Here is a 23,945-nt window from a genome sequence, read left to right as displayed (position 1 = left end):
GGCCGGGCTCGTCCCGGCCATTTGTTTTCAGAACACTGTGCCGTCGGCGTCGATCGACAGCGGCGGGCCGCCGGACGGCGGACGGCGCTCGGCAGCGACGCGGCGGCCGGCGGTCCAGGTGCCGCCCTGCAGCAGGCGGGCGAGCGGGAAGGCCTCGGCATCGAGGCCGAGGCGTCCGCGCACGACGTCGGCGAGCCGGTCCATCAGCGCGACGGTGAGCGCGCGCCATTCCACCACCATCTCGCCGTCGACGGGATGGCGCACCGCCGGGTCGAGCGGCTCGCGCGGCACGATCAGGCCGAGATCGATCAGCAGGCCGCCATTGCGGTATTCGGGCAGCGCCGTGAGCTCGTCGAGGCCGGTCACCGTCAGGCCGGCCGCCTCGAACGGCTCCAGCAGCGAGTAGGTCAGCCACTGCGAGAGCTTGTGGAACGGCACCAGACCGTTGGAGCGGTCCGAGGTGACGGCGGCCGGATGGCGGCCGACATCGCCCAGCGCGACGCCCTCGACCGTGAGGCCCGAGGGCCAGATGACGGAGAGCCCGTCGAGCAGCGCCTCGAGGATGCGTGCGGCCGGCAGGCGGCCGTCCTTCGCCGGCGGCAGCAGCGCGTCGACAAGGCCGCCGGGGCGCGCTGGATCGGCGCCGAACAGGTCCGGCCGCGCGGCGAGCGCCTCGCCAAGCCGGTTGAGCAGCAGGACGCGGCCCTCGACGCCGACCAGAGGATTGTCCGGGGTCACCTGGAAGAACTTCGAGAGCGCGGCGGCGTCGATGCCGATCAGCGCCACCGCGTCGGCGCGCAGCGGATCGGCGGGATCGGAGGAGAAGCCGCCGGCGGCGAACATGGCGAGGCTCGCCACGGCGAGCCCTTCGGAGCGGCCGACGAGCAGGCCGGTCTCCGCCTCGCGGTAGCGCCACGCATCGCCGGCGCCGGCATCGAGCAGCACGCTCACCACCGCGAGATCAACCATCACCCGCGCCTTGGCCAGCGGATCGCGGCCGACGAGCTTCTTCTCCAGCGCCGCCCAGCGGTCGACGCCGCCCGCCTCGAAGTGCCGCCAGCGGCTGTGATAGGGGATGTCGAGCGCCGGATAGGACTGGCGCGTGACCTCGACCACGTAGTCGGCGACGAGGCCGAGCGCGCCCTCATTGACGACGAAGTGCGGCGAGCGTCCGCCGCGCACCCAGTCGAGCACGCGGTGCGATCGGGCACGGACGGCGCCCGGCGTGCGAAGCGCGAGAAGTTCAGGCGGAGTCATGGGACCCTTCACCGCTTGCGCACGAATTCGGTACGCAGCACGAGGCCCTTGATGCTCTCGTGGCGGCAGTCGATCTCCTCCGGATTGTCGGTGAGGCGGATCGACCGGATGACGGTGCCCTGCTTCAGCGTCTGGCCGGCGCCCTTCACCTTCAGGTCCTTGACCAGCACGACGGAATCCCCGTCGCTGAGCAGGTTGCCGGATGCGTCGCGCACCGCATTGGCCGCCGCCGCTTCCGCCGCCATCTCGGAGGCCGGCCGCCATTCGCCGGTCGCCTCGTCATACACATAATCGTCGTCGGCCATGCTCTTACCCGTATCAATGGAATGCGGCCCCGTTCGGCCTCAAGCCGACCGGGCCTCGATCGTCGTGTCGGTCAATCCTTGAGCCCGCGCCCCTGCGTGGCGTCGTACTGGCTCTGGAAGCCGGTGCCGTAATAGCCGGCCGAGACCTTGGCTTCCATCTCCACGCGCGCATCCTGCGGGATAAGCTCGTCAGGGATCGGCACGCGCTCGATCACCTCGATGCCGGCGCGGGCCAGCGCGTTGAACTTCATGTCGCTCATCGAGGCGAAGCGGTCGATGCGGGTGACGCCGAGCCAATGGAATACGTCCGGCATCAGCTCCTGGAAGCGCATGTCCTGCACACCGGCGACGCATTCGGTGCGCTTGAAATAGGTCTCCGGCAGGTCACCGCCCTCCTGCCGCTTGCGGGCATTGTAGACGAGGAACTTGGTCACCTCGCCGAGCGCGCGGCCTTCCTTGCGGTTGTAGACCACGAGGCCGACGCCGCCCTTCTGCGCCATCTCCACGCAGAGCTCGATGCCGTGGGCGAGATAGGGCCGGCAGGTACAGATGTCGGAGGAGAACACATCCGAGCCGTTGCATTCGTCGTGCACGCGGCAGGCGAGCGGGGTGACGCCGTCGCCGATCTTGGCCGGGTCGCCGAACATGTAGAGCGTCATGCCGCCGATGGGGGGCAGGAACACCTTGAGATCGCCGCGGGTGACGAGTTCGGGGAACATGCCGCCGGTGTGCTCGAACAGCGAGCGGCGCAGCGCGCCCTCGCTCACGCCGAAGCGCTCGGCGATGCCGGGCAGGTACCAGACCGGGTCGATCGCCGCCTTGGTGACGCGCACGTCGCCCTTCGGGCCGATGATGTCGCCGTCCACCTTGAGCCGCCCGGCGCGGATGGCGTCGCGGATTTCCGGCATGTCGATATGGGCGCGGGTCACCGCGATGGTCGGACGCACGTCCAGCCCGGCGGCGATCTCGTCCGCGAACACCTCGCCGACCAGATGGCCCCACGGATCGAGCGAGACGATCTTCTTCGGGTCGGCCCATTGCGGATGCGGGCCGATCATGTCGGAAGGCGCGGTGTTGGTGAGATCGGCGCGGAAATCGGCCGGCAGCGCGCCGGCGGCGATGGCGAGCGCGCGATACACCGAATAGCCGCCGGAATGGCTGCCGATGGCGTTGCGCCGCTTGGGATCGCTGGAGGAGGCGACGATAGGTCCGCGCTCGGCGGCGGTCGGCGCGCCCCAGTTCAGGACCGGCGCGGCGCCGGCGACGCCGGTCGGCGCGCCGTGGGAGGTGAGAACGATGTGGCTGCGGGAACGGGTGCCATTGCCGGCATTGACGGTCATGTTCGGCTCGCTTCTCGCCCGGCATCATGGCCGGGAACCGGAAGCAACGTAGGAGAGCGCGATTTCGTCGCTTCCGCAAGTGGGTTGTTTTTCAGGTAGTTATGCCTCCCGCCCGGCGCAATGGGCGGCCGGTGCCGGTGCCATATTCCCCCTGCCCGATCGCGTGAATTACGCTATGGCTAGAGGCGGCGCCCGGGCATGCTCCCGACGCGCCCAAACATATCCTTCCAGAGCGAGCCGACGCCCTCATGACAACTCCGAACGATCCCGGCCCGACCTTCCTCGTCGACCACCCGATGATCCAGCACAAGCTCACCCTGATGCGGCGCTCCCGCACGCCGGCCAACGAGTTCCGGCTGCTGCTGCGCGAGATCTCGATGCTGCTCGCCTATGAGGTGACGCGCGACATGCCGCTGGAGATGATCGAGATCGAGACGCCGCTGGCGCCGATGAAGGCGCCGGTGGTGGCGGGCAAGAAGCTCTGCCTCGTCTCGGTGCTGCGCGCCGGCGGGGGCATATTGGAGGGCATGCTGGAGATTCTTCCCGCCGCCCGCGTCGGCCATATCGGCCTCTATCGCGACCCGGTCTCGCTGGCGGCGGTGGAATATTATCTCAAGCTGCCGCGCGACATCTCCGAGCGCACCGCCATCGTGCTCGATCCGATGCTGGCGACCGGCAATTCGGCGGCGGCGGCGGTCGAGCAGGTGAAGTCGGCGGGCTGCCAGTCGATCAAGTTCGTCTGCCTCATCGCCGCGCCGGAAGGGCTCGCCACCTTCCACGAGGCGCATCCGGACGTGCCGGTCTACACCGCCGCGATCGACAGCCACCTCAACGACCACGGCTACATCGTGCCGGGCATCGGGGATGCCGGCGACCGCATCTTCGGCACCAAGTAGCCGTCACCAGCGATTGCGCGTCGTCATCCCGGCCAAGGCGCAGCCGCAGAGCCGGGATCGCGTGAAGGAAGAGCGGCAAGCGATCCCGGATCGGCCGTCGGCCGTCCGGGATGACGGCAAGGGAAAGATACCGATGCAGCGCGTGACGCTCACCATCGACGACGACCTGCTCGCCGCCATCGACGCGCATGGGGAGCGGCACGGCTATGCCAGCCGTTCGGAAGCGTTGCGCGACATCGTGCGCTCGGCGCTCGGCACGCCGGAGACGGCGGCGGACGACGGCGCGCGGTGCCATGCGACGCTGAGCTATGTCTACGACCACGAGAAGCGCGAGCTGGCGCGCCGCCTCACCGAGGTGCAGCACGGCCATCACGACCTCGCGGTGGCCTCGCTGCACGTGCATCTCGACCACGACACCTGCCTCGAGGTCGCCGTGCTGCGCGGCCCGACCGCGCAGGTGAAGGCGCTCGCCGACAGCGTGACGACCCAGCGCGGCGTGCGCTACGGCCATCTGCACCTGCTGCCGGAGAGCGGGGAGCATGAGCATGGCCATGCTCACGGCCATTCGCACGACGACGGGCATGGGCACGGCTGAGACCAGTGGGCATAGGTGCGTCGCAGGGAGATGAAAGCCGAAGAGTCTTCGCTGGGTCCCGGATCGGCGTTCCGCCTTCGGCGTCACTTGTCCGGGACACGGACCCTTTGTTTCCCGGACAAGCTGCGCGTAGCGTAGCGCCGATCCGGGACCCAGCAGAGACTCTTCGGCTTCCTTTCGGTCCGCGACCCTGCGGGACGACGAGGGCCGAACAGACGCCGGGCCTGCTCCCCCTCCTCCCAGGCAGCGTCCCGTTCACTCCCGGTGAAAAATTCTTCGCATCTGCGAAAAGGCGATTGACGAGGGACCGCCTCCCGGTAAGCTGATTGCGTTCAATCGTCATACGCAGACGTACGCACCGGGTGCTCCCGAAGGCGGCCTGCCTGTTCCACAGGGGTTGTCATGCCGAACGCCGTCTCCTCCCATATCCGTCGTCCCGCCCGCGCCCTGCTTCGCGCCGGTCTCGCCGGTGCCTTCACGCTGGCGCCCGCGCTGGCCTTCGCGCACACCACCGGCATGGCGCATGAGCACGGCCTCGCGGCCGGCTTCCTTCACCCGATCGGCGGCATCGACCATGTGCTCGCCATGGTGGCGGTCGGCATGTTCGCGGCGGTGCTCGGCGGACGCGCGGTGTGGGCGGTGCCGGCGAGCTTCGTCGCGGTGATGGCGCTCGGCGGCGCGCTCGGCATGGCCGGCGTCGCCCTGCCCTTCGTCGAGATCGGCATCGCGCTCTCGGTGGTGGTGATCGGCGCCGCCGTCGCGTTCGGCGAACGCCGCTGGCCGCTCGGCGCGGCGATGGCACTGGTCGGCGCCTTCGCGATCTTCCACGGCCACGCGCACGGCGCCGAGATGCCGGCGGACGTCTCCGGCGCGGCCTATGCGGCCGGCTTCCTCGCCGCCACCACGCTGCTGCACGCCGCCGGCGTCGGTCTCGGCCTTGCCATCGGCACCATCGGCGAAGCCCGCGCGCCGCGCCTCGCCCGTGCGCTCGGCGCCGTCGTGGCTGTGGCGGGCGTCGGCCTGCTGACCGGCCTCATCTGACGCGACACGCGGAAATTGCACGTCCATTGAGCGCCGCGCCGAAACTTTCGGCGCGGTTTGGTGCGTTTTGCCGATAATCGGGGCTCCGATTTTCAGCGGCGCGCTGCTAGTCTGAACATGCTCCTAGGGTTCCGGTACCGGATTGCGGTGCGGCTGGACCGAGAGGAGCAGCCCGGTGGCGAGACATTCGCCGGGTCCACGGCGGGATAAAAGCCCGGGAGGCTCGTGCGACATGGTCGCAGCGAAGGCCTCTGGGCGTATGCCTGCGAGACCTTCCAAGAGCTGCCATGCGCGTGAGCCGTTCCCGGACCAGACGGGAGAGCCTCGATGCGTCGTAACTTGCGTGCCCTCGTTCTCGGCGCCGCCTGCGCGGCCGCCCTCACGGGTTCCTTCGCGCCGGCCAATGCCGCGCCGAAGAAGGACTTCAATATCGCCTGGACGATCTATGTCGGCTGGATGCCCTGGGCCTATGCGGCGCAGACCGGCATCGTGAAGAAGTGGGCCGACAAATACGGCATCACCATCGAGGTCACGCAGATCAACGACTACGTCGAGTCGATCAACCAATACACCGCCGGCAAGTTCGACGGCGTGACGCTGACCAACATGGACGCGCTGACCATTCCCGCCGCCGGCGGCGTCGACACCACCGCGCTGATCATCGGCGACTTCTCGAACGGCAATGACGGCATCGTCTCCAAGAAGGCGAAGACGGTGGCCGAGCTGAAGGGCACCAGCATCAACCTCGTCGAGCTGTCGGTGTCGCACTATCTGCTGGCCCGCGCGCTCGACAAGGCGAAGCTGGCCGAGAAGGACGTGAAGGTCGTCAACACCTCGGATGCCGACATGGTCGCCGCCTTCAAGTCGGCGGACGTGACCACCGTCGTGACCTGGAACCCGCTGCTCGCCGAGGTGAAGACCGAGCCCGGCGCCAAGGAGCTGTTCGATTCCTCGCAGATCCCCGGCGAGATCATCGACATGCTGGGTGTCAGCACCGAGACGCTGAAGGACAACCCGGACTTCGGCAAGGCGCTGGTCGGCATCTGGTACGAGACGCTGGCGCTGATCGCCGACAAGGGCGAGAAGGGCAAGGAAGTGCGCGCCGAGCTCGGCAAGCTCTCCGGCACCGATCTCGCCGGCTACGACGCGCAGCTCGCCGCCACCAAGATGTTCTTCACGCCGAAGGAAGCGGTCGCCTTCACCGAGAGCAAGGACCTGCCCAAGACCATGGACCTGGTGCGGACCTTCTCCTTCGAGCACGGCCTGCTCGGCGACGGCGCCAAGAGCAAGGACGCAGTCGGCATGGCGTTCGCCGGCGGCACCGTCCTCGGCAACAAGGACAATGTGAAGCTGCGCTTCGACGCCAGCTTCATGAAGATGGCCGCCGACGGCAAGCTGTGAGGCGAGCGCAGGTGGGCGGTTCCCCGAGGGAACCGCCCGCCGCGCACCGTCATCCTGAGGTGCGAGCGCAGCGAGCCTCGAAGGATGCTCATCAAGGTGCACGGGACGACCATCCTTCGAGGCCGGGCGATGCCCGGCACCTCAGGATGACGTTGCCCGTGTGATGTTGGGATAAGGGGATCAGCGCCACATGCGCCGTGCCATGAACATCGTGCCGACGCCGGGCGTGCGCGTGCTGCTCGCGGTGCTGCCCTTCGTGCTGATCGCCTTTCTCTACGTGTTCGGCTCGGCCGAGCGGCGGGCGGCCAACCCCGACGACAAGCTGCTGCCGCCGGTCTCCGAGATGGCGGCGACCATCACCCGCATGGCGACCGAACCGGACAAGCGCACCGGCACCATCGTGCTGTGGGCCGACACCGCGGCGAGCCTGCAGCGGCTCGGGCTCGGGCTCGGCATCGCCACCATCACGGGGCTGACGCTGGGCCTCGCGCTCGGCGTGCTGCCGCTGGTCGGCGCAGGGCTCGGCACGCTGATCGCGGTGATCTCCATGGTGCCGCCGATGGCGCTGCTGCCGATCCTGTTCATCGTGTTCGGGCTCGGCGAGGTGTCGAAGGTGGTGCTGATCGTCATCGGCATTACCCCGGTGATCGTGCGCGACCTCGCGCTGCGCACGCAGCAGATTCCGATCGAGCAGTTCATCAAGGCGCAGACGCTCGGCGCCTCGACCTGGCAGGCGACGCTCAGGGTGGCGCTGCCGCAGGTGATGCCGCGGCTGATCGACTGCCTGCGCCTCGCGCTCGGCCCGGCCTTCCTGTTCCTCATCTCGGCCGAGGCGATCGCGGCGGAGAACGGGCTCGGCTACCGCATCTTCCTGGTGCGGCGCTATCTCGCCATGGACGTGATCATCCCTTACGTCGCCTGGATCACCCTGCTCGCCTACATCTTCGACTTCGTGCTCGCCCGGATCGGCCAGTGGGCCTTCCCCTGGGCCTATGTCGGGGAGCGCCGCTGATGAGCGCGATCCGCGTGCGCGACGTCTGGGTCGAATATGGCGACCAGATCGTGCTGGAAGGCATCGACATCGACATCGCCTCGGGCGCCTTCGTCTCGGTGGTCGGCCCCTCGGGCTGCGGCAAGTCCACCTTCCTGCGCCTCGTGCTCGGGCAGGAGAGCCCGACGCGCGGCACCCTCACTCTCGACAGCACGCCGCTGCCGGCCGAACCGGGGCCGGATCGCGGCGTGGTGTTCCAGCGCTATTCGGTGTTCCCGCATCTCACCGTGCTCGGCAATGTGCTCGCCGCCTATGAATTCGGCGAGAGCCCCTTCCTCGCCAAGCTGTTCGGCGAGAAGCGCCGCACCGCCTCGGCCAAGGCGAAGGCGCTGATCGACGCGGTGGGACTCGGCCCGCATGCGGAAAAATATCCGAGCGCGCTCTCCGGCGGCCAGCAGCAGCGCCTCGCCATCGCGCAGGCGCTCGCCAAGGAGCCGAAGGTGCTGCTGCTCGACGAGCCGTTCGGCGCGCTCGACCCCGGCACACGCACCCAGATGCACCAGCTCATCACCCCGCTCTGGCGGGAGCACGGCATGACGGTGATCATGGTCACGCACGACCTGAAGGAGGCGTTCGGTCTCGGCACGCGGCTCATAGCCTTCGACAAGCGCCGTATCGACCCGCAGGCGCCGAACCGCTTCGGCGCGCGCATCACCTACGACCTCGACCTGACCCGGGACGGCCCGGTTCCGGTTCTTGGCTTCTCGAAGCCTGTGAACCAGCTCCCATCCGTCGGCGACGACGCCGATCAGTGAAGGCCCAAGGAGACATGTCCATGCGCCAGATGCCCACCCGTTCCACCCGCTTCGCCGGCCTTGCCGGCGCGCCAGGCCGCGCGCGGCGCCACCATCCCAATTTCGAGATCAAGGGGATGCAGGGCTGGAAGGCGCTGGAGGCCGAGGAGGGCCTGTCCGAGGCCGGCTGGCGCAAGGAACAGCAATGGGCGCTCGACATGGGCCTGCCTGGCGCCGATTCGATCACCGACAAGTCGATCCCGACGTTTGCGCGCGGCGAGCTGCCCCACTTCGCGGGCATCAACACCTTCCTGAAGGCGCCCTATGTCGAGAATGTCCGCGACGTCGGCAAGTACGACGCCGCCGTTCTCGGCATCCCGTTCGACAGCGGCACCACCTATCGCCCCGGCACCCGCTTCGGGCCGCAGGGCATCCGCCGCATCTCGGCGCTCTACACGCCCTACAATTACGAACTCGGCGTCGATTTGCGCGAGCAGATGACGCTGTGCGACGTCGGCGACGTTTTTACCATCCCCGCCAACCTGGAAAAGAGTTTTGACCAGATCAGCCGGGGCGTCTCCCACGTCTTCTCCTCCGGCGCGCTGCCGATCATGCTCGGCGGCGACCATTCGATCGGCTTTCCCTGCGTGCGCGGCATCGCCGAGTGCACCTCCAAGCGCATCGGCATCATCCATTTCGACCGCCACATCGACATCCAGGAGAAGGATCTCGACGAGCGCATGCACACCACACCCTGGTACTGGGCGACCAACCTGCCGAATGTCTCCCCGACCAATCTCGTGCAGCTCGGCATCGGTGGCTGGCAGGTGCCGCGCTACGGCGTGCAGGAGGCGAGGAAGCGCGGCACCAATGTGCTGACCATCGACGACATCGAGAAGATCGGGCTGGAGAAGACCGCCGAGATCGCGCTGGAGCTGGCGTGGAAAGACGCCGACGCGGTCTACATCTCGTTCGACGTGGACAGCATCGACTGCGGCTTCGTGCCGGGCACCGGCTGGCCGGAGCCGGGCGGCTTCCTGCCGCGCGAGGCCTTGAAGATTCTTGGCCTCGTCGCCGCCGAAGGGCTGTGCGGGCTGGAGGTGGTGGAGGTCTCGCCGCCCTACGACACCTCCGACATCACCGCGCTGTTCGGCCTGCGCGTCGTCGTCGAGGCGCTCGGCTCGATGGTGGCGCATGGCAAGCTCGGCGCGCACAAGCACATCATCGACAAGCCGGTGAGCTTCTGAGCGGCGCGCCCGGAAACATCCTTCGAGGCCCGGGCCGATGGCCCGGGCACCTCAGGATGACGGCGAGCCCGACCACGAATGAACCTCGTCATGCTGAGGTGCCGCCGCAGGCGGCCTCGAAGCACGCAGGAGATCGACCCATGCATCGCGGCCACGACCATCACCATGATCACGGCGCCGGCGGCCACAGCCAAAACGGCCACCACGCGCACGAGCATCACCACCCGCATGACCATTCGCACGGTCCCGGCCATAATCACGGCCACGGGCCGCGCCGCGCCGCGCAGTGGCAGACGCCGCATCTGCCGGAGCGCCCGCCGGAGGAGCACAGCCACGAGGAGCCCGATCTCGACCTCGTCGAGAAGGCCTTCGTCGAGGGTTTCGCCTCGGCCAGCGACCCGACCAGCTTCCTGCGCCTCGCCAACGTGCCCTTCGAGGCAACCGACGGCGCCGGCACGCGCCTCACCTTGCTGCGGGTGGAGAGCGACGAGACGACCGATGTCGGCGCGGTGATGCCGCATCTGGGCGGCGGATCGTTCCGCTACGATCCCCTCCCCGCCCAGATGGTGTCGCGCCGCAAGCGCCTGCGTTTCGTCTATTTCGACGGCGCCGCCCCTCGCCCGCTCAGCCTCGCCGAGGTGCGCAAGCTCGCGCAGACGTGAGGCGGACGGTCGCGTGAAGCCGCGCCCGATCGCCGCGTCAGGGTTTGTGCGGCTTGATCGGAACCGCTCCAAAGTTCATGTTGCCTCCGATATTGCCCGCCAGCTTCGTGCCCGCGGGCCGGATCGGGCAGGCCATGGATTATTCCCGCTTTTTCGACGACGCCATCGACGCGCTGAAGCGCGAGCGGCGCTACCGCTCCTTCGCGGAAATCGAGCGCGACGCCGAGCATTTCCCCCGCGCCACGTGGCACTCGCCCGATGGCCCGCGCGAGATCGTCATCTGGTGCTCGAACGACTATCTCGGCATGGGCTGCCACGAGACGGTGGTCGGCGCCATGTGCGAGACCGCGCGCACGGCCGGTGCCGGGGCGGGCGGCACGCGCAACATCTCGGGCAATAGCCACGCCATCGTCACGCTGGAGCGCGAGCTCGCCGACCTGCACGGCAAGGAGGCGGGCCTCGTCTTCACCTCCGGCTACATCTCGAACGAGACCGGCATCTCCACCCTCGCGCGGCTGATCCCCGACTGTCTCGTCCTGTCGGACGCGCTGAACCACAATTCGATGATCGTCGGCGTGCGCCATGGCGGGCGCGACAAGGCGATCTTCCGTCACAACGACCTCGCCCATCTGGAAGAGCTGCTCGCGAGCGCCGGCAACCGGCCGAAGCTGATCGTGTTCGAGAGCGTCTATTCGATGGACGGCGACGTCGCTCCCATCGGCGCGATCTGCGACCTCGCGCGGCGTTACGGCGCCATGACCTATCTCGACGAGGTGCACGCGGTCGGCATGTATGGCGCGCGCGGCGGCGGCATCGCCGAGCGTGACGGTGTGATGCACCGGGTCGACGTCATCGAGGGCACGCTGGGCAAGGCGATCGGCGTGGTCGGCGGCTACATCACCGGCAAGCGCAGCGTCATCGACGCGGTGCGCTCCTATGCGCCGGGTTTCATCTTCACCACCGCACTGCCGCCGGCGGTCGCCGCCGCGGCCGCCGCATCGGTGCGCCACCTGAAGGCATCGAGTGCCGAACGGACGCGCCAGCACGCGCAGGTCGCCAAGGTGAAGCGGGCGCTGGACGCCGCCGGCCTGCCGCAGCTCGTCACCGAGACCCACATCGTGCCGGTGATGGTCGGCGACGCCGAGGCCTGCAAGGCGGCGAGCGACATGCTGCTCGCCGAGCACGGCATCTATATCCAGCCGATCAACTACCCGACCGTGCCGCGCGGCACGGAGCGGCTGCGCATCACCCCCGGCCCGTTCCACGACGACGCGCAGGTCGCCCATCTCGCGCATGCGCTGAGCGATGTCTGGGCCCGGCTCGGCCTGCCCTTCGTCGAGCGCGCGGAGGCGGCCGAATAGGGCCGCCTTCCCATGCGGCGTCGCACCGCTGCGCTCAGTCCTTCGTCTCGTCCTCGTCGTTAACGGGCACGTGCTCGGACGGCACCGCCGCCCGGCCGAAGAACAGGCGCACCACCACCGGGATCGCCAGCGACAGGCCGAGGAAGCGCGCCAGATGGTGCGCGGCGACGAAGGCGGGATCGAGCGCCAGCACGAAGGCCATGATGGTCATCGCCTCCAGCGCGCCCGGCACATAGCTCATCAGCACCTTGGTGTAGGGTTCGCCCGAGGCGCAGGCGCCGAGCCCCGCAAAGGCCAGCGCCACCGCGGTGGTGATGGCGAAGGACGCCAGCGAATGGACGAGGAAGCTCTTCAGCGTCTCCAGCTTGGTGCCGGCGAAGCGGCTCCCGGTATTGGCGCCGAGGATGACGAAGCCGGCGATGAGCAGCAGGTCCGGCAGCCGCCCCTCGATCAGGCCGCTGCCATGCACCACCCCGCTCGCCAGCATGGAGCCGACCATCGGCCCGCCGGGAAAGCGCAGCCGCATCGCCAGCAGGCCGCCGGTAATGCCGACCGCGAGCGAAAGCAGCAGGCTCCACGCGTCGTTCACCACCGGCGTCACCGGCAGCACGCCCGCCGGCTGGTGGCCGAGCCCGCCCAGCGCGGGCGGCAGCAGCGCCACCAGAACGAACAGCCGCAGAGACTGGCTGAAGGCGACGCGCCGCGTGTCGGCGCCGGTCGATTCCGACATCACGAGCACCGCCGAGAGCGCACCCGGCGCGGCGGCGAAGAAGGCGGTGCGCCGGTCCCAGCCGGCGACGCGCTCGAGATAGAAGACCGCCGCCACCATCATCACCGGCAGGGAGAGCATCAGCACCGCCATGGTCGCCGGCCATGAGGCGAGGCTGTGCAGCGTGGCCGGCGTGATCGCCGCGCCCATCGAGGTGCCAAGCACGATGAAGGTCGCCTCGCGCACCCGGCGCTGCACCGCCACCGGCACGCCGAACAGCGCCGCCACCGCCACCGCCACCAGCGCGCCGGACAGCCAGCCCGCCGGCATCCCGGCATAGGCGAACAGGCCGCCGCCGAGGGCCGCGAGGGCGAACGTCAGGACATAGCGGGGCAGCCTCGGCGAGACGGCGAGCGGACCCTTGAGGAACTTCTTGAGTGGCATCGGACGCGAGGAGGTTTGCGGCGGATCAATGCGACGAACACGCGTCCGGGTCAAATTATTTGGATGCATAGCAAGGCTCTCATCCACGCGGAGCGCGCGGTTCCCCGCTACACCTCCTATCCCACCGCCCCGCACTTCTCGCAGGAGGTCGGGCCGTCCCGGCATGCGAGCTGGCTCGCCGCCCTGCCGGAGGATGCGAGCCTTTCGCTCTATCTGCACGTGCCGTTCTGCTCGTCGCTCTGCTTCTATTGCGGCTGCACCACCAAGGCGACGCGGCGCGTGGAGCCGGTGATCGCCTATGCCGAGCGGCTGGAGCGGGAGATCGTGCTCACCGCCGCACGGACCGGGCGCAAGACGGTCACGCACATCGCCTGGGGCGGCGGCACGCCGAGCCTGCTCGGCCCGGAGCTGATCGAGCGGCTTCACGCGCGAATCGCGGACGCCTTCGATCTCGGCCGGCTCACCGAGCACGCCATCGAGCTCGATCCGCGTGAGACGACGCCGGAGATGGTCGCCGCCCTGGCGCGGATCGGCGTGACGCGCGCGAGCCTCGGCGTGCAGGACTTCAGCGCGCATGTGCAGGCGGCGATCGGGCGCGTGCAGTCCTTCGGCACGGTGGAGGACGTCGTCTCGCTGCTGCGCCGGGCGGGCATCGCCTCGGTCAATCTCGACCTGATGTACGGACTGCCGCGCCAGACCACGCGCGACGTGCGCCGCACCGCGGCGCTGGCCGCCTTGCTGCGGCCGGACCGGCTGGCACTGTTCGGCTATGCGCATGTGCCGTGGGTGCGGCCGAATCAGAAGCGGATCGACGAGGCCGACCTCCCCGGTCCCGCTGAGCGGCTGGACCAGGCGGAGGAGGCGCGCGAGGCGCTCGTCGGGCTCGGCTATGTCGCGGTCGGCCTCGACCATTTCGCGCGACCGGACGACGCGATGGCCCGGGCCGCGTCAGCCGGCCGGCTCAAGCGCAACTTCCAGGGCTATACGGTCGATCAGGCCGACGCGCTGATCGGGCTCGGGGCGTCGTCGATCAGCCGCTTCCCGTTCGGCTACAGCCAGAACGCGCCCGACGCCGCCTCCTACAAGCGGGCGATCGATGCCGGCGACTTCGCCACCGTGCGCGGCATCGCCTTCACCGACGAGGATATACGGCGCGGCGCGCTCATCGAGCGGCTGATGTGCGATCTCGCGGTGGATCTGGCGCCCGAGGGGCTCGACGACGTCTGGCCGCGTCTCACGCCGCTGCAGCATGACGGGCTCTTGACCATCGAGGGCCGGCGCATCGCGATGACGCCGCTCGGCCGCCCCTTCGTGCGGCTCGCCGCCGCCGCGATCGACGCGCGGCTGCATCAGGGCCATGCCCGGCACTCGGCGGCGGTGTAGACCGGACAAAAGAAAGCGCGCCGCCCGAGGTGAGGCGGCGCGCAGGGACCTCCGGCGGACGATGTGTGCCGGCGGATGGGAACGCGATCAGGCGGCGCCGGCAAGGCGGCGGACGCTGCCGCGATCCTGGATGCGCACCTCGTCGGCGCGGGCCAGCGCGACGATGCCGCGCCGCTTCAGTTCGGAGAAGGCGCGGCTGACGGTCTCCAGCGTGAGGCCGAGGAAGTCGGCGATCTCCTGCCGGGTCATGGCGAGATGCAGGGTCGAGCCGGACACCATGCCCTCGGGCATCAGCCGCATGAGGAAGAAGGCGACGCGCTCAAGCGCCGACATGCGGCCGAGCACCAGCGCGTGGGAATGCATGGCGCAGAGCTGGATCTCGAAGCGGCGCAGCACCCGCGAGGCCAGCGCCGCGTCGCGCTCCAGCGCCGCCCGGTCGTGGCCGACCAGCACGCAGGAGGTGAGACTCTCGGCCGAGCAGACATAGGTCTCGCCATTGGCGAAGCCGAACATGTCGCCGGGGCCGAGCAGTTCGACCACCTGGCGGCGCCCGTCGGGGAGCAGCTTGGTGAGCATCACCGTGCCCTCGACGACCTCCATGATGCGACGGGCGGGATCGCCCTCGTGCAGCAGCGTCACATGCGGCGCCACCCGCTGATGCGCGGCGGGCGTCTCGGCCTGCATGTGGTGGGAATGGCTGCCGATCCGTTCCTCGATGATCTGCCGCATGCGTGCCTCCAACTCTTCAATGAATGGAAGCTTAGAGACGGGTGGCGCAGCGCACAGTTCGGTTCGCTGCGTAAGGATTTTCCCTAGAGTGCGTCCCTGCCGGATGGAGCAGGCGCTGTTGCCGGCGGATCGGCGAACGCCCCAGCTCCTTGAGGAATTCGGTTCTAGGCGGCCGCCAGCACGGAGGTGATGGTGTCGGCGTCGAGCGGCTTGCGCACCAGCACGATGCGGTCGAGCCCGCGCAGTTGATGGTCGATGGCGCCCTGCGACTGGCCGGAGATGACGACGATGCGCGGCGGCGCGGCGAGCCGCTGCAGCCAGCGCACGACCTGCCCGCCCGGAATGCCCGGCAGGCTCAGATCGACGATCACCACGTCGGACGCGGTCGGCGGCGCCGCGGCGAACAGTTTCTCGGCGCTCGGATAGGAGAGCACCTCGTGGCCGAGATTCATGAGGATGAGGCCGAGCGAATCGCTCACGCCGACATCGTCCTCCACCACGTGAACCCGCACGAACGCTCTCCTGCTTCCCGCCGATGCTTCGAAATTGGCGGAAAGTCGTAGGGCCGAGCAATGCGTAGGAATGCGAAGATGCCGCAGCGTCACGAACGCGCGTGGCGCCCCGGCAACAGGCGCAGGGGTCGCCGCCGGCTCAGATCCGGATGTCCTTCAGCACGATGCGCACGAGATCGGCGGCGTTCTTCGCCCCGAGCTTCTCCATGATGCGGGCGCGGTGCACCTCGATGGTGCGCGGGCTGATGCCGAGCACGCGGCCGGCCTCCTTGTTGGAGGCGCCGCGGGTGATCTGCTCCAGCACCTCACGCTCGCGCGGGGTGAGCTGGTCGTGGCCGGGGAAATGCTGGCCGAGCACCTCGTTCGATGCGGCGGCACGGCGCTCGCGCGCCTCGATCGCATCGCGCACACGCTCGACCACCGTCTCCGCGTCGAACGGCTTCTCGATGAAGTCGAGCGCGCCGTGGCGGATGGCGTCGACCGCCATCGGGATGTCGCCCTGTCCGGAAATGATGAAGACCGGCGCCGGATAGCGGTCGGCCTCCAGCTCGCGCAGGATGTCGAGGCCGGAGCGGCCGGGCATGTGCACGTCGAGGATGACGCAGGCCGGCACGCGAGCGCGGGCGGTCGCGAGGAAGGCGTTGCCGTCCGAGAAGACGCGGACGTGATAGCCCTCAAGGCTCAGCACCAGCGCGAGCGCATCGCGCACCGCCGCATCGTCATCGACGACGAAGATTTCCCCCAGCGCCGCCATGGTCCTGCCTGCTCCCTCACTCGGCGTCCGAATCGGCCGCCGCGACGGGCAGCGCCAGCGAGAAGCAGGCGCCACGCCCATTGCCGCCCGGATCCACCATAAGGTCCCCCCCGTGGTTCTGGGCGATCGTCCGCGAAATCGCAAGGCCAAGTCCCATGCCGCGACGTTTTGAACTGGCGAAGGCCTGGAACAGCCCCGCCATCGCCTCCGGCGCGATACCCGGCCCGTTGTCCTGCACCGCCAGCACGACGCTGTTGCCGTCGCGGCGGGTCTCGACGCGGATCACCGGCTCCAAGGCCTGCGTCGCCGCCTCGATGGCGTTGCGCACCAGATTGACGACGATCTGCTGCACCTGCACCGAATCAACCATCACCGGCGGCAGCGCCGGCGTCGAGCGGCGCTCGATGCGGATGCGATGGTGCTGGCCGAGCAGCGTGAGGTCGATGGCGTCGTCGATCAACGGCTCGATGTCGCAGAGCCGGCGTTCCGGATCGCGCTTCTCCACGAACTGGCGCATGCGCTGGATGATATGGCCGGCGCGGTCCGCCTCACCCACCGCCTTGTCGAGCACGTCGCCGATCCGGTCGGCGATGTCGACGCCCTTGGCGTGGGCGCGGCGGATCGCCTGCAGATAGAGCATCAGCGCGGTGAGCGGCTGGTTCAGCTCGTGCGCGATGGCGGCGCCCATCTCGTCGATCGCCGAGACGCGGGCGAGGTGCACCAGCTCGCTCTGCAGCTCGGCGAGGCGCTGCTCGCTCTCCTTGCGCGGGCGCAGGTCGCGCAGGATGCCGATGAACTGGCGCCCCTCCGGGGTCTGCGCCTCGCCGACCGAGAGCTCCAGCGGGAACACCGTGCCGTCGGAATGGCGGCCGCGCACCTCGCGGCCGATGCCGATGATCTTCTTCACCCCGGTGCGGATGTAGCTGCCGATATATTCGTCGTGCTCGCGCGCATATTCGCCCGGCATCACCATCTTGACGTTCTCGCCCAGAACGTCGGCGGCGCGGAAGCCGAACATCTTCTCGCAGGCCTTGTTGAAGATCAGGATGCGGGCACGCTCGTCGATGACGATGATGCCGTCGGCCGCCGTGTCGAGCACCGAGAGCAGGCGCGCCTCCGACACAGTGGGCGGCGTCGCCTCGGCGGTCTTTGCGTCGGGTAGGGGCGGAGCACCCTTGTCGCTGGCATCCTGCATGCGTGCAATCTGCGACGGCGACGGGGCGGGAGGCAAGAGCGCCAGCGGCCGCGAGAAGCGGTTATTCGCTACCGGTTCAGCCACCTCACCAGCCGGTCGGCAACCTCGGCGAGCTGCACCTCGCCGCGGGCGAAGCACAGGCGGATGAAGTCCTCGCCGCCGGGGCCGAAGGCGGTGCCGGGCGCGAGGCCGACATTGGCCTCGTCGATGAGCCGCAAAGCGAGGCTGCGCATGTCGCGCTCGCCCTCGACGCCGAAGAACAGGTAGAGGGCACCCGGCGGCTTCACGAGGCGCACGCGGTTGGTCGGCAGCAGCGCGTCGGCGACGATGTCGCGCCCGCGCCGCGCCCGCTCTATCTGGTGGGCGACGAAGCTCTCGCCACGGTCGAGCGCGGCGACGCCGGCGCGCTGCATGAAGGCGGCCACCCCCGAGGTCGAGTACTGGATGAGGTTCTCCAGCACGTCGCCGAGCACCGGATGCGCCTCGATCCAGCCCATGCGCCAGCCGGTCATCGCCCAGTTCTTGGAGAAGGTCTGGACAAAGAGGACGCGGTCCTCCGGCTCCATCACGTCGTGGAAGGACGGTGCCAGCCCGTTCTCGCCGCCCTCGTAGTAGAAGCGGCCATAGATCTCGTCGGCGACGATCCACAGCCCGTGGCGGCGGGCGATGTCGAGCACGCCGCGCAGCGTCTCGTGCGAGGCGACGAAGCCGGTCGGATTGGCCGGCGAGTTGATGAAGATGACCCGGGTGCGCGGCGAGACCGCGTCCTCCAGCCGGTCGAGGTCGAGCGCGAAGCCGCGTGCCGAATCATAGGCGAAGGGCACGAACACCGTCTGGGCGCCCACCACCTCGGCGGCGGCGGCGGCATTCGGCCAGGCGGGCGACGGGACGATGATCTCGTCGCCGGCGGACAGCGTCGCCGCCAGCGCGATCTGGATCGCCTGCATGCCCGAGCCGGTGACGAAGAAGCGCTCGGGATCGTCCGGGATGCCGTAGAGCCGCGCCATGTAGCGGGCGATGGCGGCGCGCAGTTCGGGGATGCCGCGCTGCCAGGTGTAGAAGGTCTCGCCGGCGGCGAGCGAGCGGGTCGCCGCCTCGCTGATGAAGCTCGGGGTCGGCAGGTCACCCTCGCCCGCCCAGAGCGGGATCATGCCGGGCCGCTCGCGGCCATAGTTCATCACCTCGACGATGCCGCTCTCCGGCAAAGCGAGGGCCTGCGGGCGGACATGGTCGAGAAGCGAGGGCGGGGAGATGAAGCGGGCGGGTTCGGCGGACATGCACAAGCTCGGTGGCTCAGGAGAGAGCCCGCGAGCATAGCGCCGAATGCGGCGGATATTCATCAAAAGGCATCATGCCGCCAATCGGCGGCGATGATGGGTTCGGCGGGGTGCTGGCGTGCGGCGCGTACACGGCGTCCGGAGCCGGTGTGGGGGCCTTGGCCGAGGCTGCTCACCGCCGCGCAACGTCATCCTGAGGCACGAGCGCCCGCGAGCCTCGAAGGATGATCGACAGGCGCGCACCACGGACATCCTTCGAGGCCCGGCCATTGGCCGGGCACCTCGGGATGACAGTGCCTTGTCGGGGCGCTCTATCGAAAGCGCCCCCGGGCTTTGTCGCGCTCAGACCGCCGCCTTCTTGGCGAGGATGTCGCGGATGTCGGTCAGCAGCACCTCCTCCTTGGTGGGGGGCGCCGGCGGCGGCGGGGTTTCGGCGGCCTTGCGGCGCAGCCGGTTGATGCCCTTCACCACCATGAACAGGATCCAGGCGATGATCAGGAAGTTGATGACCACAGTGAGGAAGTTGCCATAGGCGAACACAGCGCCCTGCTCACGCGCGGCAGCGAGCGAATTGGCGGTGACGTTCGACGACAGGCCGACGAAATAGTTCGAGAAGTCGAGGCCGCCGAGGATGGCGCCGACGATCGGCATGAACAGGTCGGAGACGATCGATTCGACGATCCGCCCGAAGGCCGCGCCGATGATCACGCCGATGGCGAGATCGACGACATTGCCCTTGATGGCAAATTCCCGGAACTCCTTGAGCATCTAGCCTTCTCCGCTGCGACTCCGTCTCGACGCATCGCGTCGAGACGGAACTGTGCAGCGCGCAAGGGCGAGGCTCAAGCCGAATTTGCCAGCTTGTTCTTGATGAAGCCGACAATCGCGAGGAGGATGGCGCCGCCGAGGCCGCCGCCCGCCACCTGCTGGATGATGGAGCCGATGTCGAGCGAGGCGGCCGCTTCCCCGCCGCCACCGAGCAGGGCACCGAGAATCTGCCCGCCGAGGCCGCCGCCCACGATGCCGGCCACCGAGTTCCACAGCGTGCCGAGATTGAGGTCCTTCGACGCCGCGCCGGCGAGATTGCCGCCGACCGCGCCCGAGATGAGTTCGATTATCAGCTTTACGAGTGCCGGATCCATGGATCTGCCCCTTGCCCCCGGGTCGTCGACGACCCGAGTTTCCCTAATGAACGAAATGAACTACGCCTTGTCCTGTCCGGTTCCGGAGCCAAACTCCGCGCAGCGGGGCACGACCTCGAAGTCGGCGGCAAGCGAAGGAACGACGCTCCATCGCCTACCGGAAACGAAACGCAGGCTAGAGCATGTTCCGCGAAGGTTGAAAGACATTCGCGACGAGAACATGCTCCGGCTTACTAAATCTGGAGCACTTCTTATCAATCGGGTGATTTCCGACTGATCGGCAGAACTCTAGCAGCAGTCGCTATAATATCACCCGCAAGCGGGGAGACCGAATGCTTCAAGGCTGGGCCATCATCGCCGTCGCGCTCGCCTATATCGGCGCGCTGTTCGCGGTGGCGAGCCTCGGCGACCGCTGGCGGCCGCGCGCCAAGACAGCCGGCGGCCGGCCGATCATCTATGCGCTGTCGCTGGCGGTCTATTGCACGTCCTGGACCTTCTTCGGCTCGGTCGGCCTCGCCACCACCCAGGGGCTGAACTTCCTCACCATCTATATCGGCCCGATGCTGGTGTTCCTGCTGGCGACGCCGTTCCTGCTGCGCGTCATCCGGCTCGCCAAGGCGCAGAACATCACCTCGATCGCCGATTTCATCGCGGCGCGCTACGGCAAGAGCCAGGGCGTCGCCGCCCTGGTCGCGCTGGTCGCGATCCTCGGCGCCCTGCCCTACATCGCCCTGCAGCTCAAGGCGGTGTCCGCCTCGCTGGTCGCCATGCTCGGCGATTTCGAGGGCCTCGGCCTGCACTACCCGGTGATCGGCGACCTCTCCATGATGGTCACCGTGGCGATGGCGGTGTTCGCCGTGCTGTTCGGCACCCGGCACATCGACGCCACCGAGCATCAGGAAGGGCTGATGCTGGCGATCGCGACGGAATCGATCGTCAAGCTCGTCGCCTTCCTCGGCGTCGGGCTGTTCGTCACCTTCTACATGTTCTCCGGACCGGCCGACCTGTTCGCGCAGGCGCGCGCGAAAGACGTGCTGCCGGTGCTGACGAAGGATTTCTCGCTCGGAAGCTGGGTGACGATGACGGTGCTGTCGTCCTTCGCCATCTTCATGCTGCCGCGCCAGTTCCACGTCGCCGTCGTCGAGAACACCTCGGAGCGCGAGGTACGCACCGCGTCCTGGCTGTTCCCGCTCTATCTGGTGTTGATCAACCTGTTCGTCGTGCCGATCGCGATGGCCGGCATGATCAGCTTCCCGCCCGGCTTCGTCGATGGTGACATGTATGTGCTGGCGCTGCCGCTCTCGGCCGGCTCCAGCTTCTTCGCGCTGCTCGCCTTCGTCGGCGGCCTGTCGGCGGCGACCGCGATGGTCATCGTCGAGACCGTGGCGCTCGCCGTCATGGTCTCGAACGACCTCTTCATGCCGCTGCTGGTGCGCTGGCGCCGGGCCTCCTCCGACGCCGCCGGCAACGGGGGAGGCAATGACGACGGCCGCGACATGGGCCACCTGTTGCTCTCGGTGCGCCGGCTCGCCATCTTCGCCGTGCTGTTCCTCGCCTATCTCTACTACCGCGCCACCGGCGAGGCGCAGCTCGCGCAGATCGGGCTTCTGTCCTTCGCCGCCGCGGCGCAGTTCGGGCCGGCCTTCATCATTGGGCTGCTGTGGCGGCGGGCGACCGCGCTCGGCGCCATCGCCGGCATCGCCATCGGCGTGGCGCTGTGGGCCTACACGCTGCTGCTGCCCAACCTCGCCGATGCCGGCCTCGCCTCGCGGGAGCTGCTGGCGGTCGGGCCGTTCGGCCTCGAATGGCTGCGGCCGCAGTCGCTGCTCGGCCTGCATGCGGCGCCGCTCACCCACGGCGTGTTCTGGAGTCTGTCGCTCAACGTCATCTGCTTCGTGGCGGTATCGCTGCTCACCCAGCCGGCGCCGATCGAGCGGCTGCAGGCGAGCCTCTTCGTCGAGGCCGACCGCGCGCCCTCGGCGCCGAGCTTCCGGCTGTGGCGCTCGCCGGTGACGGTGGGCGAGCTGATCGGCACCGTCGCCCGCTATCTCGGCGAGGACCGCACCCGCGCCTCCTTCGAGAGCGTGTCGGCGATGCGCGGCGTCTCGCTCGATCCGCACCGCGAGGCGGATTTCCAGTTAATCCGCTACGCCGAGCACCTGCTCGCCTCGGCGATCGGCGCCGCCTCCTCGCGGCTCGTGCTGTCGCTGCTGCTGAGGAAGCGCACCGTCTCGACCAAGGCGGCGCTGAAGCTGCTCGACGACGCCTCCGCCGCCATCCAATACAACCGCGAGATCCTGCAGACCGCGCTCGACCATGTGCGCCAGGGCATCGCGGTGTTCGACCGCGACCTCAGGCTGGTGTGCTGGAACCGGCAGTTCGGCGACATGCTCGACCTGCCGCCGGAGATCGTGCGCATCGGGGTGGGCATCGACGAGATGCTGCGCTTCAACGCCACCGCCGGCATGTTCGGCCCCGGCCCGGTCGAGGAGATCGTGCGCGAGCGGCTCGGCCGCTATGCGCGGCGCAACTCGACCTTCCTCGAACGCCTCGCCCCGCGCAGCGTCGTGATGGAGGTGCGCGTCAACGCCATGCCGGACGGCGGCGTGGTGGTGACCTTCACCGACATCACCCCCTCTGTGGAGGCCGCCGAGGCGCTGGAGCGCGCCAACGAGACGCTGGAGCGCCGGGTGAAGGAGCGCACCAAGGCGCTGGAACACCTCAACGCCGAGCTTGCCCAGGCGAAGTCCGAGGCCGACGACGCCAATATCTCCAAGACCCGCTTCCTCGCCGCCGCCAGCCACGACATCCTGCAGCCGCTGAACGCGGCGCGGCTCTACGCCACCAGCCTCGCCGAGCGCGCCGGGCCGGGCGAGGAGGCGCGGCTCGCCGGCAATGTCGACGCCTCGCTGGAGGCGGTGGAGGAGATTCTCGGCGCCCTGCTCGACATCTCACGGCTCGACACCGGGGCGATGAAGCCGGAGCTCGCGCCGTTCCGGCTCGACGAGATCTTCCGCCAGCTCGAGGTGGATTTCGCCCCGCTCGCCGCCGAGAAGGGGCTGAAGCTGACCTTCGTGGCGAGCTCGGCGGCGGTGCGCTCGGATCGCCGGCTGCTGCGCCGGCTCCTGCAGAACCTGGTCTCCAACGCGATCAAGTACACGCCGAAGGGCCGCGTGCTGATCGGCGTACGCCACCGGCGCGGCAGGCTCTCCATCCAGGTGTTCGACACCGGGCTCGGCATTCCGCAGACCAAGCAGAAGCTGATCTTCAAGGAATTCCAGCGGCTCGACCAGGGCGCGCGGGCGGCGCGCGGGCTCGGCCTCGGGCTGTCCATCGTCGAGCGCATCTCGCGGGTGCTCGACCACCCGATCAGGCTCACCTCCGCCGCCGGACGCGGCAGCATGTTCGCGGTCGAGGTGCCCTCCGCCCCGCCGATCCCGGCCGAGGCCCGCCCCGCCCCGCCCACTGCGGCGCCCTCCGCCGCGCTCGAAGGGCTCGTCGTACTGTGCATCGACAACGAGCCGAACATACTCGACGGCATGGAGACGCTGCTGTCGGGATGGGGCTGCCGCGTGCTGAAGGCCTCCGACGTCGCCGGCGCGCTGACCGCGCTGCGCGAGCAGAAGGCGACGCCGGATGTCGTGCTGGTCGACTTCCATCTCGACGAGAGCGACGGCATCGAGGCGGCCAAGCATCTGCGCTGGAAGCTCGGGCGCTCCCTGCCTGCGGTGCTGATCACCGCCGACCGCACCAAGAAGGTGCGCGACACCGCCCGCGCCACCGACATGGAGGTGCTCAACAAGCCGGTGCGTCCGGCCGCGCTGCGCGCCCTGCTGGCGCAATGGCGGGTGACACGCACGGCGGCGGAGTAGCGCGCGGTGTCGTTCGGCGAGTACGGAACGGCGCGAGA

22 protein-coding genes and 1 riboswitch are annotated in these 23,945 nt (G+C 69.0%); of the genes, 11 read left to right on the top strand and 11 right to left on the bottom strand.

The window, feature by feature from the left end:
- Nucleotides 1-27: 27 nt before the first annotated feature.
- The 3 genes from U742_RS0105235 to U742_RS0105225 all read right to left on the bottom strand — a co-directional run bounded on the left by U742_RS0105235 (nucleotide 28) and on the right by U742_RS0105225 (nucleotide 2,902).
- Entirely contained in the window at nucleotides 28-1,257 is a 1,230-nt protein-coding gene (locus U742_RS0105235) for a URC4/urg3 family protein (RefSeq protein ID WP_029350742.1), read from the bottom strand.
- 8 nt (nucleotides 1,258-1,265) lie between these two features.
- Entirely contained in the window at nucleotides 1,266-1,562 is a 297-nt protein-coding gene (locus U742_RS0105230; RefSeq protein ID WP_029350740.1) for an alkylphosphonate utilization protein, read from the bottom strand.
- Between the two features lie 71 nt (nucleotides 1,563-1,633).
- On the bottom strand, nucleotides 1,634-2,902 hold the full coding sequence (locus U742_RS0105225) for a GTP cyclohydrolase II (RefSeq protein ID WP_038360442.1): 1,269 nt from the start codon (nucleotides 2,900-2,902) through the stop codon (nucleotides 1,634-1,636).
- Between the two features lie 248 nt (nucleotides 2,903-3,150).
- Between U742_RS0105225 and upp the strand changes: the two genes are divergently transcribed.
- The 9 genes from upp (at nucleotide 3,151) to hemA (ending at nucleotide 11,890) form a co-directional block, all read left to right on the top strand.
- Nucleotides 3,151-3,798 carry a uracil phosphoribosyltransferase gene (gene upp, locus U742_RS0105220; protein WP_029350736.1) on the top strand — a complete coding sequence of 216 codons (648 nt, stop codon included), beginning with the start codon at nucleotides 3,151-3,153 and terminating at the stop codon, nucleotides 3,796-3,798.
- A gap of 133 nt (nucleotides 3,799-3,931) precedes the next feature.
- Nucleotides 3,932-4,393 carry a nickel-responsive transcriptional regulator NikR gene (gene nikR / locus U742_RS0105215; RefSeq protein ID WP_029350734.1) on the top strand — a complete coding sequence of 154 codons (462 nt, stop codon included), beginning with the start codon at nucleotides 3,932-3,934 and terminating at the stop codon, nucleotides 4,391-4,393.
- Between the two features lie 402 nt (nucleotides 4,394-4,795).
- The gene (locus tag U742_RS0105210) at nucleotides 4,796-5,434 is read left to right on the top strand and encodes a HupE/UreJ family protein (RefSeq protein WP_051660870.1); all 639 of its coding nucleotides are present in this window, start codon (nucleotides 4,796-4,798) and stop codon (nucleotides 5,432-5,434) included.
- 112 nt (nucleotides 5,435-5,546) lie between these two features.
- Nucleotides 5,547-5,657: riboswitch (guanidine-I (ykkC/yxkD leader) on the top strand.
- A 104-nt stretch (nucleotides 5,658-5,761) separates the two neighbouring features.
- Complete coding sequence (locus U742_RS0105205) at nucleotides 5,762-6,835, top strand: putative urea ABC transporter substrate-binding protein (RefSeq protein ID WP_029350731.1); 1,074 nt, start codon at nucleotides 5,762-5,764, stop codon at nucleotides 6,833-6,835.
- A 190-nt stretch (nucleotides 6,836-7,025) separates the two neighbouring features.
- On the top strand, nucleotides 7,026-7,847 hold the full coding sequence (locus tag U742_RS0105200) for an ABC transporter permease (protein ID WP_029350728.1): 822 nt from the start codon (nucleotides 7,026-7,028) through the stop codon (nucleotides 7,845-7,847).
- Nucleotides 7,847-8,641: an ABC transporter ATP-binding protein gene (locus U742_RS0105195; protein ID WP_029350726.1), complete on the top strand. Its 795-nt coding sequence runs from the start codon at nucleotides 7,847-7,849 to the stop codon at nucleotides 8,639-8,641. The genes U742_RS0105200 and U742_RS0105195 overlap by 1 nt, the downstream gene beginning before the upstream one ends.
- 14 nt (nucleotides 8,642-8,655) lie before the next feature.
- Nucleotides 8,656-9,867 (top strand): agmatinase family protein, encoded by a 1,212-nt coding sequence (locus tag U742_RS0105190; RefSeq protein ID WP_038360440.1) that lies wholly within the window; start codon nucleotides 8,656-8,658, stop codon nucleotides 9,865-9,867.
- Between the two features lie 140 nt (nucleotides 9,868-10,007).
- Nucleotides 10,008-10,529 carry a hypothetical protein gene (locus tag U742_RS0105185; protein WP_029350724.1) on the top strand — a complete coding sequence of 174 codons (522 nt, stop codon included), beginning with the start codon at nucleotides 10,008-10,010 and terminating at the stop codon, nucleotides 10,527-10,529.
- Between the two features lie 134 nt (nucleotides 10,530-10,663).
- Complete coding sequence (gene hemA, locus U742_RS0105175) at nucleotides 10,664-11,890, top strand: 5-aminolevulinate synthase (protein ID WP_029350723.1); 1,227 nt, start codon at nucleotides 10,664-10,666, stop codon at nucleotides 11,888-11,890.
- Nucleotides 11,891-11,924: 34 nt separating this feature from the next.
- Here the strand turns inward: hemA and U742_RS0105170 are convergent, their stop codons facing one another.
- Nucleotides 11,925-13,043 (bottom strand): AbrB family transcriptional regulator, encoded by a 1,119-nt coding sequence (locus U742_RS0105170; protein ID WP_029350722.1) that lies wholly within the window; start codon nucleotides 13,041-13,043, stop codon nucleotides 11,925-11,927.
- Nucleotides 13,044-13,106: 63 nt separating this feature from the next.
- Between U742_RS0105170 and hemN the strand changes: the two genes are divergently transcribed.
- Complete coding sequence (gene hemN / locus U742_RS0105165; RefSeq protein WP_029350721.1) at nucleotides 13,107-14,426, top strand: oxygen-independent coproporphyrinogen III oxidase; 1,320 nt, start codon at nucleotides 13,107-13,109, stop codon at nucleotides 14,424-14,426.
- 87 nt (nucleotides 14,427-14,513) lie between these two features.
- On the opposite strand, the gene U742_RS0105160 is transcribed toward hemN, so the two are convergent.
- From U742_RS0105160 to U742_RS0105130, 7 genes are all read right to left on the bottom strand, one after another.
- A complete protein-coding gene (locus tag U742_RS0105160) occupies nucleotides 14,514-15,155 on the bottom strand; it encodes a Crp/Fnr family transcriptional regulator (RefSeq protein ID WP_029350719.1) in 642 nt (213 codons plus the stop codon).
- Nucleotides 15,156-15,319: 164 nt separating this feature from the next.
- A complete protein-coding gene (locus tag U742_RS0105155) occupies nucleotides 15,320-15,667 on the bottom strand; it encodes a response regulator (protein ID WP_029350717.1) in 348 nt (115 codons plus the stop codon).
- A 139-nt stretch (nucleotides 15,668-15,806) separates the two neighbouring features.
- On the bottom strand, nucleotides 15,807-16,421 hold the full coding sequence (locus U742_RS0105150; protein WP_029350716.1) for a response regulator transcription factor: 615 nt from the start codon (nucleotides 16,419-16,421) through the stop codon (nucleotides 15,807-15,809).
- A gap of 16 nt (nucleotides 16,422-16,437) precedes the next feature.
- A complete protein-coding gene (locus U742_RS0105145) occupies nucleotides 16,438-17,616 on the bottom strand; it encodes a two-component system sensor histidine kinase NtrB (RefSeq protein WP_029350714.1) in 1,179 nt (392 codons plus the stop codon).
- A gap of 68 nt (nucleotides 17,617-17,684) precedes the next feature.
- Nucleotides 17,685-18,893 carry a pyridoxal phosphate-dependent aminotransferase gene (locus U742_RS0105140; RefSeq protein ID WP_038360436.1) on the bottom strand — a complete coding sequence of 403 codons (1,209 nt, stop codon included), beginning with the start codon at nucleotides 18,891-18,893 and terminating at the stop codon, nucleotides 17,685-17,687.
- Nucleotides 18,894-19,235: 342 nt separating this feature from the next.
- On the bottom strand, nucleotides 19,236-19,661 hold the full coding sequence (gene mscL / locus U742_RS0105135) for a large conductance mechanosensitive channel protein MscL (protein WP_029350711.1): 426 nt from the start codon (nucleotides 19,659-19,661) through the stop codon (nucleotides 19,236-19,238).
- 74 nt (nucleotides 19,662-19,735) lie between these two features.
- Nucleotides 19,736-20,035 (bottom strand): hypothetical protein, encoded by a 300-nt coding sequence (locus U742_RS0105130; protein ID WP_029350709.1) that lies wholly within the window; start codon nucleotides 20,033-20,035, stop codon nucleotides 19,736-19,738.
- 332 nt (nucleotides 20,036-20,367) lie between these two features.
- Between U742_RS0105130 and U742_RS0105125 the strand changes: the two genes are divergently transcribed.
- Entirely contained in the window at nucleotides 20,368-23,907 is a 3,540-nt protein-coding gene (locus tag U742_RS0105125; protein WP_029350707.1) for a PAS domain-containing hybrid sensor histidine kinase/response regulator, read from the top strand.
- Nucleotides 23,908-23,945: the final 38 nt, after the last annotated feature.

This window comes from Allobosea sp. 117 (assembly GCF_000702305.1).
Classification (GTDB): domain Bacteria; phylum Pseudomonadota; class Alphaproteobacteria; order Rhizobiales; family Xanthobacteraceae; genus Ancylobacter.
The sequence above is the reverse complement of the archived record's forward strand: the minus strand, read 5'-3'. Positions and strand labels throughout refer to the sequence as shown.